At 51.1% G+C, this 13,608-nt stretch carries 16 protein-coding genes; 9 read left to right on the top strand and 7 right to left on the bottom strand.

The genetic code is table 11. The features are described from left to right. Positions 1 to 36 precede the first annotated feature (36 nt). The 8 genes from FVQ81_01915 to FVQ81_01880 all read left to right on the top strand — a co-directional run bounded on the left by FVQ81_01915 (position 37) and on the right by FVQ81_01880 (position 6,627). Positions 37 to 1,335 carry a hypothetical protein gene (locus FVQ81_01915; GenBank protein MBW7995330.1) on the top strand — a complete coding sequence of 433 codons (1,299 nt, stop codon included), beginning with the start codon at positions 37 to 39 and terminating at the stop codon, positions 1,333 to 1,335. A 363-nt stretch (positions 1,336 to 1,698) separates the two neighbouring features. Continuing rightward, positions 1,699 to 1,953: a hypothetical protein gene (locus FVQ81_01910; GenBank protein MBW7995329.1), complete on the top strand. Its 255-nt coding sequence runs from the start codon at positions 1,699 to 1,701 to the stop codon at positions 1,951 to 1,953. Next, the gene (locus tag FVQ81_01905; GenBank protein ID MBW7995328.1) at positions 1,950 to 2,372 is read left to right on the top strand and encodes a hypothetical protein; all 423 of its coding nucleotides are present in this window, start codon (positions 1,950 to 1,952) and stop codon (positions 2,370 to 2,372) included. The genes FVQ81_01910 and FVQ81_01905 overlap by 4 nt, the downstream gene beginning before the upstream one ends. Next, on the top strand, positions 2,372 to 3,247 hold the full coding sequence (locus FVQ81_01900) for a hypothetical protein (GenBank protein ID MBW7995327.1): 876 nt from the start codon (positions 2,372 to 2,374) through the stop codon (positions 3,245 to 3,247). The genes FVQ81_01905 and FVQ81_01900 overlap by 1 nt, the downstream gene beginning before the upstream one ends. Beyond that, the gene (locus tag FVQ81_01895; GenBank protein ID MBW7995326.1) at positions 3,153 to 4,721 is read left to right on the top strand and encodes a site-specific DNA-methyltransferase; all 1,569 of its coding nucleotides are present in this window, start codon (positions 3,153 to 3,155) and stop codon (positions 4,719 to 4,721) included. Before FVQ81_01900 ends, FVQ81_01895 begins: the two co-directional genes overlap by 95 nt. Before the next feature lie 2 nt (positions 4,722 to 4,723). Next, on the top strand, positions 4,724 to 5,245 hold the full coding sequence (locus tag FVQ81_01890) for a hypothetical protein (protein ID MBW7995325.1): 522 nt from the start codon (positions 4,724 to 4,726) through the stop codon (positions 5,243 to 5,245). Beyond that, the gene (locus FVQ81_01885; GenBank protein MBW7995324.1) at positions 5,246 to 5,440 is read left to right on the top strand and encodes a helix-turn-helix domain-containing protein; all 195 of its coding nucleotides are present in this window, start codon (positions 5,246 to 5,248) and stop codon (positions 5,438 to 5,440) included. It begins immediately after the preceding gene. Further along, positions 5,437 to 6,627, top strand: a complete 1,191-nt coding sequence (locus tag FVQ81_01880; GenBank protein ID MBW7995323.1) for a site-specific integrase — start codon at positions 5,437 to 5,439, stop codon at positions 6,625 to 6,627. Before FVQ81_01885 ends, FVQ81_01880 begins: the two co-directional genes overlap by 4 nt. A gap of 169 nt (positions 6,628 to 6,796) precedes the next feature. Here FVQ81_01880 and FVQ81_01875 read toward each other — a convergent pair whose 3' ends face one another. The 3 genes from FVQ81_01875 to FVQ81_01865 all read right to left on the bottom strand — a co-directional run bounded on the left by FVQ81_01875 (position 6,797) and on the right by FVQ81_01865 (position 8,825). Then, positions 6,797 to 7,624, bottom strand: coding sequence for a transporter (locus FVQ81_01875; GenBank protein MBW7995322.1), 828 nt, complete (start codon positions 7,622 to 7,624; stop codon positions 6,797 to 6,799). Beyond that, positions 7,624 to 7,983 carry a heavy-metal-associated domain-containing protein gene (locus FVQ81_01870; GenBank protein ID MBW7995321.1) on the bottom strand — a complete coding sequence of 120 codons (360 nt, stop codon included), beginning with the start codon at positions 7,981 to 7,983 and terminating at the stop codon, positions 7,624 to 7,626. The genes FVQ81_01875 and FVQ81_01870 overlap by 1 nt, the downstream gene beginning before the upstream one ends. A gap of 362 nt (positions 7,984 to 8,345) precedes the next feature. Beyond that, entirely contained in the window at positions 8,346 to 8,825 is a 480-nt protein-coding gene (locus FVQ81_01865; protein ID MBW7995320.1) for a DUF1917 domain-containing protein, read from the bottom strand. A gap of 499 nt (positions 8,826 to 9,324) precedes the next feature. On the opposite strand from FVQ81_01865, the gene FVQ81_01860 reads away from it, so the two are divergent. Beyond that, the gene (locus FVQ81_01860) at positions 9,325 to 9,528 is read left to right on the top strand and encodes a cold shock domain-containing protein (protein ID MBW7995319.1); all 204 of its coding nucleotides are present in this window, start codon (positions 9,325 to 9,327) and stop codon (positions 9,526 to 9,528) included. Positions 9,529 to 9,954: 426 nt separating this feature from the next. Here the strand turns inward: FVQ81_01860 and FVQ81_01855 are convergent, their stop codons facing one another. The 4 genes from FVQ81_01855 to FVQ81_01840 form a co-directional block, all read right to left on the bottom strand. Further along, positions 9,955 to 10,161 carry a cold-shock protein gene (locus FVQ81_01855; GenBank protein ID MBW7995318.1) on the bottom strand — a complete coding sequence of 69 codons (207 nt, stop codon included), beginning with the start codon at positions 10,159 to 10,161 and terminating at the stop codon, positions 9,955 to 9,957. 1,204 nt (positions 10,162 to 11,365) lie between these two features. Next, a complete protein-coding gene (locus FVQ81_01850) occupies positions 11,366 to 11,749 on the bottom strand; it encodes a hypothetical protein (protein ID MBW7995317.1) in 384 nt (127 codons plus the stop codon). A gap of 284 nt (positions 11,750 to 12,033) precedes the next feature. Beyond that, complete coding sequence (locus FVQ81_01845) at positions 12,034 to 12,519, bottom strand: nuclear transport factor 2 family protein (GenBank protein MBW7995316.1); 486 nt, start codon at positions 12,517 to 12,519, stop codon at positions 12,034 to 12,036. A gap of 43 nt (positions 12,520 to 12,562) precedes the next feature. Further along, positions 12,563 to 13,357 carry a CPBP family intramembrane metalloprotease gene (locus FVQ81_01840; protein ID MBW7995315.1) on the bottom strand — a complete coding sequence of 265 codons (795 nt, stop codon included), beginning with the start codon at positions 13,355 to 13,357 and terminating at the stop codon, positions 12,563 to 12,565. Positions 13,358 to 13,608: the final 251 nt, after the last annotated feature.

Genomic DNA, 13,608 nt, shown 5'->3' with positions numbered 1-13,608 from the left:
TCCCCTTTCACCAGAAGCAAGAAGGAGAACCGGATCATGGAGAGCACAGAGCAACAGGATAACACGCAGGTAGTTGACAAGGTTGTAACCAAGCCGACAACCCGGCAGTGCAAGTATTTTATCAACTACGATGATCGCCTGCAGCTTGGGGATCGATTCGCGGAGGCAGAGCAGACTCTTCAAATTCTGGACCGGGAGCTGTCAGGGATCAAGGACAGCTTCAAGGCGAAGATAAAAGCAGCGGAGGCCGTGATAACGTCCTGTGCATCGATAATCCGCAACGGGTACGAAACGAAGGAGCTTGAATGCGAGATCACCCTCGACTACGACAAGGGGATGGTGTTTATCACCCGTAGGGATACCGGGGAGGTTGTCGAGAACCGGTCTATGACCGCGGAAGAACAGCAGATGAAGCTGTTTGAGAGTTCCATCGAGGGTATCCAGGGCGGGGAGAATTTAGACGAACCGGCCACCGAAAAACCGGAAGAAACCGAACCGGAGGAAGGGCCGGTAACGGGTAGTCCAGATCCCGAGGAGGGGATATTACCGGTCGCTGTGATGTTCAATGTTATCTGGAAACCGAAAGGGGCCAAGGGGGACAAAAAGGCCGTTATCCAGAGTAAGTATGCACTCATGCCGGGGGATCGCATCAGCCCGTTGACACTGCCCGAGGGCGATTTACCTGAAAACGAGCTGGTATTCTGGCCGCTCTCCACCTGGAACGAGGAAAAAGCGGTAAATAAATTCGGCAAGGCCGTGGTGGATCTCTGGAACCAGCATGAAAAACTGGCCGCGGAAAAAACGCTCTTGGCCTATCGTGAGTCGGAGCTGAAAACCTTTGTCCGGGTGGATATGCTGAATCCGGCAGACGCCCCGGAAGAAAGCCAGCCCGAAGAGGGACCGATCGAGGGAGCGGAAACCGCACCTCACGACTCCAAGCAGTCGGGCGATACCGACGAATCTCCGGGTGAGGTGCCAGAAGAGAAAGCCGTTGAAGAGGCCGGGTCCGTCATGTTTAACGTTCTCTGGAAGCCTGTCGGTACCGACAATAAAGCGGCCACCGTACAACGGCGGTATGATATAAAGCCGGGCCAGGTCGTTCAGACCTTCGACTTCCCCGAGGGCAAAGATGCACCTGGCCCGATCCTCTTTACCGGGGATGCTGAGTCTTTCGGCAAAGCGGTATGTGATGTTTGGAACATGCAGCAGGAAAGTCGGGCCGGCGATGGGAAAAAGGCGCCACCGGACAAGCTGAGAGAGTTCGCCTTCGTGGAGGTTATTGGCGAGGCCGCGACTCCAGACGAGCGCCAGGCAGAGCATTCTTCTCAGGGGTAATAATGCTTTGTGCTCCAAAGGTCGGCCAGCGGGTACAGCTCTGGTACGCCGAGAAATGGCATGGGGTAGCTATCCACCACGGCCAGACGGGAGCGGTGACGGTATCAAGCCGGGGAAAGCCTCGAAATCACGGTGTTTTACTGGATAGCGGGAAGTCTGTTGTAGTACCCTGCGGGAATCTCAGGAAGGAACGGTAGAAATGAGCATGTACGGCAAGATGGCCGTTAGCCACCCGAAGTTGAGCCGTGGCCAGGTGTGGTGTAAGCGATGCGACCGCAAGCTGAAAGTTGATTCAGCCAGGTGCTTGAGCAAGGGCTGGCCTGAATGCTGCGGCGAGACAATGACAATTGATCCTCCGGAGGAATGGAAATGATTTGGATATGGATCGGATGTGCTGCTATCGGAATCCTGTTACTGCTGGGCGCCTATAAGTTGGGATATAGCGATGGGAAAATAGTGGGTAAACAGGAAATGCCTTTGCCGATGGTGATTCAAAACTACGAATTGATTGGACAGTTGCAGAAAAAGGTCGAGGCCAGAGAACGAACAATAAGTGAATTACTTTACCCGCTCCGCGGCGGATCGCGGCGGGCCAGGGGAAGGAGCAGGACGGCATGAACATAGACCGCAGGACATTTCTCGGATCGCTTTGCACCCTGCCGGCCATCGGGTCGGCAGCGGCGTTCAGCGCGGATACCAAGAGCGCCTGGTGGTGTGACTTGGTCTATCCGATCCACAACTGGTGGAAAACGTGTGTCACCGGGGAGTGGCCGGGACCGGCGGGGTGTGGGGAAACGGCGCAGATGCCAAAGACAACAGAGACAGTGGCCGGGAAGTGGGAATCCCGGGGCCGGTTAACAGCCGAGGATGTTTTCGGGCCTCTGCCGCCCTGGGTGAAGATTGAATCGATACGGTCCGAGCATACAAGGGCTTTTTGCCCGGACGGAGCGGAAAAGGGTGAAATGCTGGAGATCAAACCGGGACCGGACGGCCTCACGGATGATGAGTTTGTGGAACAATTCTACGGGAGGGCTTGATGCCTACGCAATGCTACTATCACAGCGGTGATCTGGACGGGAAATGCAGTGCGGCCATAGTGAAAAGGGCCATTCCCGATGTCGAATTGATACCGTTCGATTATGGGCAGGTCTTCCCGTATCCGCGGTATCTGGCCGATAAGACCCCTCAGCCCGAAGGTGGCCACGATGTTTTCATGGTCGATGTCTCACTTGGTATCGGTGATATGGAGTTTCTATCTGGGTGCTGCAATCTGGTCTGGATAGATCACCATGAGCCGATAATCGAGGCGGTCCGGGCCAAGAACCTGAAAATCCCCGGCATTCAACAAGTCGGCAAGGCGGCCTGTGAATTGTGCTGGCAATACCTGTTCGGCACGTTGGCACCTTTAGCGGTGCGCCTACTCGGCAGTTACGACGTTTGGGATTTCGAGGGCAACTCCGATGTTCTGCCGTTCCAGTGGGGGATGCGGATCGATGATTGGGATCCGGCCAGGAATTTTGACCGGTGGGTATCGGGGCCGCTGCAATTTGGGCCGCAAGGAGTAAGATTCATCAAGGAAACCATCGGCAGGGGTGAAACCATCCTCCAATATCAGGGCCAGCAGAACTCGGAACTGGTAGACCTGTGCGCGTTTGAGGGATCGTTCGAGGGACTGCCCGCACTGGTGGTCAACCGTGCAAAGGCGAACAGCCAAGTTTTCGAGAGCAAGTACGATCCGGCCAACTACAAGCTGATGATCGCCTTCTATTGCCGCTCGGATCATAAGTGGGTGGTCAGTCTTTATTCGACCCACAAGGATGTCCACTGCGGCGAAATCTGCAAACGCTACGGCGGCGGCGGTCACAAAGGGGCTGCCGGTTTCGTTGCCGATAAACTCCCAAATATCGTCTGAGGGAATGATGATCAAGATACCCGAAAATACGATGATTCAGGGGAGTGCGCTGGAGGCTCTGGCCGGGCTGCCGGCGGAATCTGTGCAGATGTGCGTGACCAGCCCGCCGTATTGGGGGCTACGGGATTATGGTATCTCGCCGTTGGTGTGGGGCGGCGACCCGGATTGCCGGCACTTGTGGGAAGAAACGCGGGCACCCGGCGGACAGGGATCAGGGGTATCATTCCGGCGCGATAAAAAAGCAGGAAGAAAAAGGAACGGCCGCCAACCGGGATTCTGCCAGAAATGCGGAGCTTGGCGCGGGTGCCTGGGGCTGGAGCCAACGATAGAGCTGTATGTGGAGCATATCGTGATGATCTGCCGCGAGATCCGGCGGGTGCTGCAAAAGGACGGCACGTTCTGGTTGAATATGGGAGATTCGTATGCGACCGGCGGCAAGGATGGCCATCGGAGAGGGAAGTTGTTTGGTGGCTTCAACGGTAAATTGCCACCTGGTAGATTTACCCCACCAGCAGGGCTCAAGCACAAAGACCTGTGTGGCATACCCTGGCGGGTGGCTTTTGCGCTGCAGGCGGACGGCTGGTGGCTGCGCTCGAGGATACCCTGGCTGAAAATGAATTGTATGCCAGAGAGCGCAAAGGACAGGCCGACAACGGCGATTGACGATGTTTTCCTGCTCACCAAGAGCGCCAAGTATTATTACGATTTCGAGGCGATAAAGATGCCGGCAAGTCAGAACTCACACTCTCGGGGCCATGGGGTAAATCCTAAAGCCCAAGCGAGTGGACCGGTGGCGGGTTGGGACAATTCGGTTGGCGAGGGCAGACACAATAAGAATAGCGGCAGATACCCGAAACCAAAACAGAATGAATCGTTTTCCGGGGCTGTGAAGGAAGTAGTAGAAATGCGTAACCGCCGTAATTCTGACTGGTTTTTCGAGAGCTGGCGGGGGCTTTATCAGGAAGATGGGGAGCCGCTGGCTTTTATCGTGAACACGAAGGGGTACAAACAGGCCCATTTTGCCACGTTTCCGCCCGATTTGATCCGGCCGTGCATACAGGCGGGAACCAGCGAACACGGAGCCTGCCCGGAGTGCGGGGTGCCCTGGGAGAGAGTGATAGAGAAAGGTTCTAACGCTTCGAGAACCATCGGTTTTCGTCCCACCTGTGGACATTACGACAAGAAATACAAAAATGAATTTGCTATGGCGAAAAGCACTCGGAAGCGATATCAGCGGGAACGTTCCGGCGACTGGTGGAGGCGAGTTCGAAAAAGACCGGGCAAGGATGCCTGGCCGACAGCGCGGTGTGTGGTACTCGATCCGTTCATGGGCGCCGGCACAACCGCACTGGTCTGTGAGCAGCTTGACCGCAAGTGGATCGGGATCGAGTTGAACCCTGAATATATCGAGTTAGCGGAGCGGCGGCTGGCGAAATACAGAGAACAACTGAAGCTCAATATACGGGGAGGCTGACGATGGCCGAACAACTATGCGAAGTACACGACACGCCTTTATTTACTGATGCGTTTCCCGGCATGGGTGTTGTGGATGCCGATGGGCAGGAAGTGCAATATAAGTATTACTGCCCGTGTTGTCGCATCGCAAAGCTTGAGCAACGGGTAAAAGAACTACAGGGGCTTCCGTTCAGTGACCGGAACTATGGAGCCATGAAAAGCCGGGTTGAATCGGCAGAGCAGGAGCGGGACGAAGCAGTCTGCGCTAAGAATTCGGCTTACTCCGAGCGTAATAAGCTGGTAGCTGCTCTGAGCAAATTCTTACCTTCCTATCTCGGCAAACATCCCGACTCGGACCTCGATTGGGAAGACGATTGGCGTTGGATCGTATTTATTAACGCTCCTAACGGTCAATTGTCATGGCATATCCACGATAGCGAATTGCAGTTGTTCAATCACTTGGACACAGACAACAATGCAGTGTGGGATGGTCATACGACAGAAGAAAAGTACATCAGGCTTGCGGAGTTGAGAGTAAAATAAATGGCTGATTTATTGACATACGAACAGGCTATGGCCAAGTTGGGGATAGAGAACAAAGGTACGTTTCGCAATCTCGTTTCCAGTGGCGTACTCAAACCGGCAAGGGTGAAAATCCCCGGTATGAGGCCGATGATGCGAGAAGACGTACTCGATGAACTGATTAACGAGTTCACTCTTCATCCCCTGGAGGCATGATGGGAACGGTGTATCGTATCTACCAATGCACCAACGGTCAGTGCCGGAAGCAGTACCAGCGCAAACAGCCGAAAGTATGTCAAAGGTGCGGGGAGAAGGAGTTCTCTGCCAGCAACCCGATAGTCGATTGTTGGGTAGAGGGGAAGAGACTTCGCAAGGCAATTAAGAATGCGTCTATGGCTGAGGCGAGAGCGGTACTCAGAAAGGTAGAAGGTCAGGCGGTATCAGGTGAATATGGCCTGATGCAGGGGAAAAGGACGAAGCTGAAGGATTTTATCGAGGATAGCTACTGGTCGTGGTACAAGGTGAAAGATAGTGCCAGGAACGTCCGCTACGAGCTGGACGGGCATATAATACCGGAGTTCGGGGATAAGCTTCTTCAGCGGATCGGCACAAAGGAGATCGAGGGCTGGCGAACCAGGTTACTGGACCAGGGATTAAAACCATCGACCGTTAACCGGCTGGTATCTCGAATGAGCTCTATCTTCACCCGGGCGGTCCGCTGGAAGGAAATCGCGGCTCATCCGATCAAGGGTAATATCGAACAGTACGAAGAGAACAACGAGCGGATCTACTACCTGACTCCCGAACAATACGGCAAGCTGATGAAATTGGTGGAGGAAACGGAGTGGCCGGCAGTAACCAAAGTCAACATGAAGGCGGCAATCACGCTTTCGATACAGACGGGACTTCGCAAAGGCAACCTGTTTCGGTTGGAGTGGGGCCGTCATGTGGATATGAAGAACGGCCTGATCTACATACCCGGAACGGAATCGAAAAACAACGAGCCTATTGCAATCCCAATCTCTGATCAGGTGGCCGGGACATTAAACGCACTGCCTAAACCACTGCACAGCAGCTTTGTATTTACGGATATGCACGGCGGGCAGTTTAGCCGGTTTATGAAAAACTACTGGCAGGAGCTTCGGGATAAGTTTGCAGAGCAGGAGAAAGACTTCCCGGCAGATTTTCACTGGCACGATTTGAGAGCGACTTGTGCAACCTGGATGAAGATGGCCGGGGCGCCCGACGACGTGATAATGAGAAAGTTGAATTTGAAGAGCGCCAGGGTGCTTAAAAGGTATCGTCACCATACACTCGATCAGCTCAAAACATGGGAGGAAAAGACTGCGGAATATTTTACCACCGACCAACGAGTGACCAAGCAGGATAAAAAGAGTTCATAACTCATTGTAAATCAATGCCGTAATATGGCAGGGGACACGATTGGAAATCGTGTGATGTGCAAGCATCCGAGGGTTCGAATCCCTCCCTCTCCGCCATGTTAATTCAAAAGAGCCGCCCGGATCATGCTGATCCGGGCGGCTCTTTTGTTCTGCAAAATTAAAAACCAAATCAGAACATCACCCTGGCGCCCACCAGCACCGTGCTCCTGCGCTCGGCCAGGCTGCCGTTCTGGTGCTGCCAGGACGGGTTCTGCCACAGCGCTTCGAGCACCAGCGAATTGATGGTCAGCTTGACTCCGGGGGAAAGGTAGATTACGCTTTCTCCGGTGTCACCCACCGGGTTGCCGCCAAGCTCCGCATGGGATACATCTAGATACGAAAGCTCCAGCAACGGTGCCAGCGTGATTGAAAAGTCGTTGTTGAGGCCGAACTGACGGGCGATTGCGAAATTGATCGCCAGTTCATCGCCCGGGTCCACGCCACCCGCGCTTTCTCCGGCCATACCGTTCCAAGTATATGCCAGTACCAGATCCTCGTCCCAAAGCCCGTGGCGGAATGTAAAAAACAACCCGGGCCGGAGGTCCCAGGTGTCCGAGGAGAGACCTGTCTCTCCGGTGGGCAACTCCAGACCCAGGGTGGGGGCTATACCGAACACGTAAGAACGGGTATTGATCCTCAGCGCCTTGAATTTGGCCATCAGGAACGTGTCCCCCAGGCCGGTTTCACTCATTGCACCCATTTCGCGACTCATCACCGCCTGGCGCAGCATCACTGTCACGCCCGAGCGAAGGCCGTAGGCTACCACCAGCGGAACCACCGTGGCATCCATTTCCGCCGCACCGGCTGTGATTGGCTCCCGTCCGGTAAGCCGTACCTGGCTGCGGACTATCCAGCGGTCCAGCGGTGGAGTGAGGCCGCTGTCCACGCTGATCCCGGCCGCGTTAAGTCGTGGAGCGGCCAGAGAAATAAGGAACACTAACAGATAAAAAATTCTCATCAACTCTTCCCGTCACTTTCTTCCACGTCTAAACGCTTGCCGGGCGTGAAATTCGCTTTGCGGATCGCCTCGAAAATTAGTTCGTCATCTACCGAAGCCCCTTCTGCGAATGTCACTTTTAACCGCTGCTCCTTCCAGTTAACTTCCGCCTCGCTGACACCCTCCACCTTTTTGACCAGCTTGGCGAGACCTCCCTGGCAGGCAGGGCAGCCCATACCGAATACCTCGTAAATACGGACTTCACCCTTCTGCTGCTCCGCGCTGTTTTCCGCAGCCGGAGCCAGCTGAAAAAAAGCCACCATGGCTGCAAGTGCCAATGCGCTAAGAACACTTCTGAGAATGAATTTTACGGATGTCATCTGATAATCTCCTTTAGTTCAGTACTGTGTTGAAAGCCAAGCTGGTTCACAATAATTAAAATGAGAATAATTGTCAAACGAAAAGTTGAAGGTTCGGATTGGAAATCGGGTGATGTGCAAGCATCCGAGGGTTCGAATCCCTCCCTCTCCGCCATAAACAAATAAAGCCTTAACCTATAACGGGTTAAGGCTTTGATTTTGACAGGGTGCCCATAGGGTGTCGTTTTACTCCTTATTCTTCGACACTTCCTAATCCAATTTCCCTTCCAACACTAATCTGAAATATTTATAACTGACATTTCTAATTTTGAATTAATTGCGATTGATATTTGGAGCTTTATAACAATGATTAAGGAGCATTCTTATTCGTAATACTTTGAAATGCGTGTATGCTTGCGGTTCGCATAAACGCCTGAACGGGTTTCTTTGTCCGCCTTATAAGGAATTTTCCAAGAAATTCCGATTTCACGCAACGAATTACGAACTCGCATTACATCATTTGTATCCTTCCAGTCGTAAGTGTAAACACAAATTACTTTTTGCTTAGAATCTCTTGCATTAGGATTAGGTTTATCTGTTGCTACTTTAGATTGTCCGCCTAAAACTCCCGATATTGTAGCGTTCTTGATCTTTTCCCACACTTCGTCAATTTGATCGATCGAAACAAAAATCAGCCACTTACCGCCAAACTCGGTATGCTGTGGGTAAGTACCGGTTTCGCGCTTGGCAAAAAGCCAATAAACATCATTTACTTGTGAAGGTTTTAGATGCTCTGTATGTTCATTGCCATCACTTTGACTTGAGTTCGTCAAAATTCCAAACCTAGGTTTAAATAAAAACAGGGGGCTTGTTCATATTCTCTACTTTGCGGTAGAAGTCTCTACCATTATTATAATATGAGCAAGCTTTCGCTTTCCAGTGCTATTTGTCTTCAGCAACAGATCAATCCAATATTCCCCATTTCAAAATTGAAACTGCAAATTCGGCACCACCTACAATCTACTATCCCACCCAATTTCACCTGACACCCCAGCGATACCGGGTACCTGACTCAAAATCAACCCCAAATCCTAACATTATACCTGGACCTATTTCCGGGGGGCAGGTCAGCCTCAATTTTGTCGGCACTTCCCACTCGTGCTTTTCTCGTAAAACATTAGAACCGTTCACGAGAGTTGACTCTGCTCGCCAAGAATGATAACGTTATTTTAAAGACTCGCATTTCGGCATATCGGACAGGCCGGCCGCGAAGAGAGCGACGGCGGACATTGATTCTTTTTCGCTAGCAAGGTAATAAGTCAAATCATTCCAGGCGTTTTTCAAACTCAAGGAGGTGAAGATTTGAAAGGTAAGATAAGCAGCATTATCCGAGGCAAGGGTTTTGGCTTCATCGAGGCAGAAGATGGGCAGGAGGTTTTCTTTCATCGATCCTCTTTGGAAGGAATGGATTTTGACGCTTTAGAAAATGGCAACAGTGTAGAGTTCGAAGTGGAGGAAGGGCCTAAAGGCCTAAGGGCAGTGAAAGTAAGCATGGCAGAGTCATAATTTGAAACTAACAAGGCAAATCGTGGTGGCAATGGGGTGAAAAGTCTGGTAGATATGCTGTAGAATGGGAGGTGTGCTACACCCGCATTCACCATATCAAGATTGAAAGTGGCTTTCCAAACCGGCCGAAAAATGTGGCTCTCTGGAATGAACCGAGGGAGAAGAGTCTCTTTTTTTCTGCTCAGGCCCGGCAAATCATTGATACTCACGATGAGAACGGATAATTTTTTTGTAGAAACGAAGGGAATCTCTCGATCCAAGATCAAAAGGACGAAAGAGATCGCTCAGAATCGAAAAGGAAAGCGGTCTTTAGCGGTTTTAACTTTTAAGATGGTGAATATTTGGATAAATACCCGTTGACAGCCCCAACAAAAAACCCCCGGAGATATGAACCTCCGGGGGCCGAATCAAAAATTCAGGCTATTGTCAACCCTGGACGGGCGTAACATTTGCAGACTGAAGGCCCTTGGGCCCCTCTACGATATCAAATTCCACTTCCTGATTTTCGTAAAGAGTTTTGAATCCTTCTGCGTTGATGGTGGAATAATGGACGAACACGTCCGGTCCATCTTCCTGCTCAATAAAACCGAATCCCTTGGATTCATTGAACCACTTGACTTTACCGCTTGCCATCTTGGAACACTCCTACAGCAATAATGAAAATATGCAGGCCGCCTGTTTTTTCGAACAGAAGCAACGGCCAAAAAAAAGCAGAGAAAGCAAGCTTCCCCTGCTACGCGACCCAAGGTAGCACATTTATTTCCCCAAGTCAAGTTTTTATCGCGGTTGCAGGGCAGCTCGCTTATTCCGGATTATATTACGTTTAAATCAATACTCTTTAAGAGCTATGGACTGTAAAAATCGCTGCATACAAGTGCCAATATAAAGGCCCTGTAGCTCATATTACACACGGTCCTCTTCCCCCTGCACACCCCTTTTGTCCTTTATTTCCTCAGAAATCAGCTAAAAATGTTGGGGATAGTGTTGGGGGCGGGAATGGCTTGAAAAGATAAATTGGGTTGAGATATCTTCCAACCAGTATTGGTTCACCTGACGCCTGCGGCCAACTTCTTGAAAGAGTCGAAACCCAACCCAAGCATGAAAGAGATGAAGCCTGGCTCGAAAAATTCATTTTCAATCAAACCCTTTCAACTGAACAAAAAAAGAAAGGATTGACTTCTCTTATAGACCAAAATATCCTTTAACCAGGTGCTGCACTTTCCAGCCGCCGTTTCCAGTACCGTTATCGGGGAAGGAGATCATCTCTCCGCGCTGAATAAAAAATGAAGGCCTGCATTGACGCAGGCTCTGCCAATGGATTACTTTTCTTGCTGTGGGTAAGCCACTTGCTTAACTTCCTGCCCTTATCTCTTCTCGATTCGGAGGTGCGATATGTGTCCTATCTGTTCCGGCTGTTTCAATCCTTACGTGTGCGTAATAATCGGCATCGTGATCCTGGTGCTTGCGATTATTTACTATGTTTATCTAGTGCGCGCGATCCTTCAAATGCTGGTCCGTGACACGAACACAGTGCTTTTGACATTCTCGTTTCTGTCTCTTCTTCCCACTCCGCCAACGGGTATCCTGGGAATCCTCGTGCTTATCATCTGGAGGCGCCACCGCGGATTTTGACAGGTAACACACAGCTGACAGCTTTTGCTAACTGTATCCCTTTCCCCCAATGATACCATGGTACTGACACATGGTAGAGTGGGCAAGATCGAACTGATTGCCGATGTTGCGGCTCAGCCTTCACTCAGGTAATCAGACCACAGCCATCAGGATAAACGCTCTCTTAATTATTGGACAACTTTAGCCCGCCTATCGTAATCGAGCACTATTTTTTACGGAGGAGAATTACTTTCAAAGGTTGCTCACCCAATCTGGATGTCTCATAGACTGACCACGGTTTCCAGATAATCAGAACTCCCGCAAAAAAGACAATCGCCAGCAGGACTATTTCCATTAAAGTGGGCGGACTTCCGCTGGATAGGGGATAACGGAAACCTGGTGCCGGTCCGGAATACACGCCATCGGACTTGGTCAATACGCCTTTTACGGGAAGGGCGAAAAGTGAGACACCAATCAAAATGACTCCGATTATATTCTGGAACATGCGCCGGAAAAGCAGGCTTCGAGCACTGTTCCCCTCCACGATGATCTTTTCTTCCTTGTTTCGCCGTGCTTGTTCGAGTTCTTTATTTGTATATACGACAATCATTTTAAAAAATCCTGGTGAGTGACATCATTTAAGTTATACTCAACAATGAATGAAAATGATCCTCTTTGGCCTCAGTTAAGATTATTTCTGATTTTTTCTGTTGGATCCAACGATACTATTTTTCAAACTTTTCTGCGTGAGATGCCGAAGAAGATTATAGAGCTGATTCAGGCGGTGGCGGCTTGAAGCATTTCGCTAAAACTGGATCAGCTTACTGGGAGGCGAGTTCAAGGCGGACAGGTGGAACCGCTGGTTAGGCTGCCATGCCTGGGTGCATACATGTCTCAGTAGTAAAGATGCTTACCAGCAGAATGCACAACCTTCCATTTACCGTCCAACCGCTTGAAGACGTAAGTCCAAGCTCCGCGAGACCTCGTGGTATCGCCAGCTACGCTCGTCATACTCCACTCAAACTCCATACTGTAGGCGGCCGCATCTCGACTTAGTACATAGACTTGAGGGTCCCTAATCTCTATGCTGTTGACCTGAGCCGTGGAACCGATGGCATCGCGCAACTGGGCCGCGTATGCATCGTAGCCGATCGTCAGCGATCCGTCCCCGGCGAAAACGAATCCATCGGTGTCTGCCCAGAACTGAAGCATCCGATCGAGATCAAGAGTCCTTATCGCAGCAACATACCATTCGACCCTCTTCCCAACTGATTCAGCGACAGCAGCCTTCTCCTGCTCACTCATAACGTCCGGTGAAGCCGGAGCGCAGCCCTGAGCGATCACTGCGCAAACAAAAAATGCGAACATGGCTCGAACCATACGGACCTCCCTATGATTCGTTGGTATATACGGCGGCCTAACGTCATGGATGAGCGGCGCTGTCAAGCGTCCGCTCCATCCATTTGTTGTGCCATTCTGTCGGTTTGCATAGAACGAGAAGCGCAACGTTAAAACAAAAGAGAACAAGCATTCCCGCGAATCCCATGACACCTACCTGTAGAGCATCACCACCCTTGAGCACGATGGCGGGTGCCATGGCCGTTCCGTTCAGTGCGCCATGCATTATTGCAGCAGGTATTACCGAGTTCGATCGGATGGAGACGTAAGCGATTAGGGGGCTGAACAGAACTGTCCACACGATCATCATGAAAACACCTGCAATGGGATAGCCTGGGTAGTTATAACCGTGAAGAATGAAAGGAAGATGCCACAAGCCCCAAATGAGCCCAATAGTGAAAGATGCTCGCCAGAATCCTAGTCCGGCTAATTCGCGAAGAAGAAGTCCGCGCCACCCGAGTTCCTCTCCAAAACCAGCTATCCCGTTGATTGTGAGACCGGCAATCGTGCCACCAAGTAATACCAAGAGAAAAGGATGCATGGGTAACTCGGTGACAGATCGGCTAAGTGTTGCCAACTGGTCCTTGGGGAGGCTGTTGCCGAGAAACTCGAAGATACTTGCTTCAGTCGGATCAACCGTCAAGGAAACACCGGGGAAAAGAAGACTCGCGGCAGTAGATCCGAGGGCAAGAACGTCAGGCAGAAGCAACGCAACAAGGAACCATCGGTTGAGCAAAAAAGAGACGCGCAGGGGCCTCATCACGTTTTGCCGAAATATTAGCTTCTGGGTGATGCTTGCAGAGATTAGGGGTGTGAACATGAAGTAGATAGCCATGGCTAACCAAGGTGCCGAATATGATTTCATCCCGCTGCCGAAGCCACAAAAGGCGACCGGCCAGCTGAGAAGAAACGTGAGGGCCGAGAATATCGCTGTTTTTTTCATTCTTATCCTGAGGCCTAACGGCCAGCTTAAAAGGCGCGCGCTTTTTTACGCGTCCTTTTTGAAGCTGTTGTTAGGTGCTTTTCCGGCTTGTAAAGTACTTCCATGCATCGACGATATCGAACACCAAC

This window comes from Candidatus Glassbacteria bacterium (assembly GCA_019456185.1).
GTDB lineage: Bacteria > Gemmatimonadota > Glassbacteria > GWA2-58-10 > GWA2-58-10 > JAJRTS01.
This window is presented reverse-complemented; position numbering and strand designations above follow the sequence as displayed.

What these genes read in the sequence shown, in the direction of transcription:
- FVQ81_01915 (MBW7995330.1), top strand. Translation starts at nt 37, where the DNA reads ATGGAGAGCACAGAGCAACAGGATAACACGCAGGTAGTTGACAAGGTT.
- FVQ81_01910 (MBW7995329.1), top strand. Translation starts at nt 1,699, where the DNA reads ATGGAAATGATTTGGATATGGATCGGATGTGCTGCTATCGGAATCCTG.
- FVQ81_01905 (MBW7995328.1), top strand. Translation starts at nt 1,950, where the DNA reads ATGAACATAGACCGCAGGACATTTCTCGGATCGCTTTGCACCCTGCCG.
- FVQ81_01900 (MBW7995327.1), top strand. Translation starts at nt 2,372, where the DNA reads ATGCCTACGCAATGCTACTATCACAGCGGTGATCTGGACGGGAAATGC.
- FVQ81_01895 (MBW7995326.1), top strand. Translation starts at nt 3,153, where the DNA reads ATGTCCACTGCGGCGAAATCTGCAAACGCTACGGCGGCGGCGGTCACA.
- FVQ81_01890 (MBW7995325.1), top strand. Translation starts at nt 4,724, where the DNA reads ATGGCCGAACAACTATGCGAAGTACACGACACGCCTTTATTTACTGAT.
- FVQ81_01885 (MBW7995324.1), top strand. Translation starts at nt 5,246, where the DNA reads ATGGCTGATTTATTGACATACGAACAGGCTATGGCCAAGTTGGGGATA.
- FVQ81_01880 (MBW7995323.1), top strand. Translation starts at nt 5,437, where the DNA reads ATGATGGGAACGGTGTATCGTATCTACCAATGCACCAACGGTCAGTGC.
- FVQ81_01875 (MBW7995322.1), bottom strand. Translation starts at nt 7,624, where the DNA reads ATGAGAATTTTTTATCTGTTAGTGTTCCTTATTTCTCTGGCCGCTCCA.
- FVQ81_01870 (MBW7995321.1), bottom strand. Translation starts at nt 7,983, where the DNA reads ATGACATCCGTAAAATTCATTCTCAGAAGTGTTCTTAGCGCATTGGCA.
- FVQ81_01855 (MBW7995318.1), bottom strand. Translation starts at nt 10,161, where the DNA reads ATGGCAAGCGGTAAAGTCAAGTGGTTCAATGAATCCAAGGGATTCGGT.
- FVQ81_01850 (MBW7995317.1), bottom strand. Translation starts at nt 11,749, where the DNA reads ATGATTGTCGTATATACAAATAAAGAACTCGAACAAGCACGGCGAAAC.
- FVQ81_01845 (MBW7995316.1), bottom strand. Translation starts at nt 12,519, where the DNA reads ATGGTTCGAGCCATGTTCGCATTTTTTGTTTGCGCAGTGATCGCTCAG.
- FVQ81_01840 (MBW7995315.1), bottom strand. Translation starts at nt 13,357, where the DNA reads ATGTTCACACCCCTAATCTCTGCAAGCATCACCCAGAAGCTAATATTT.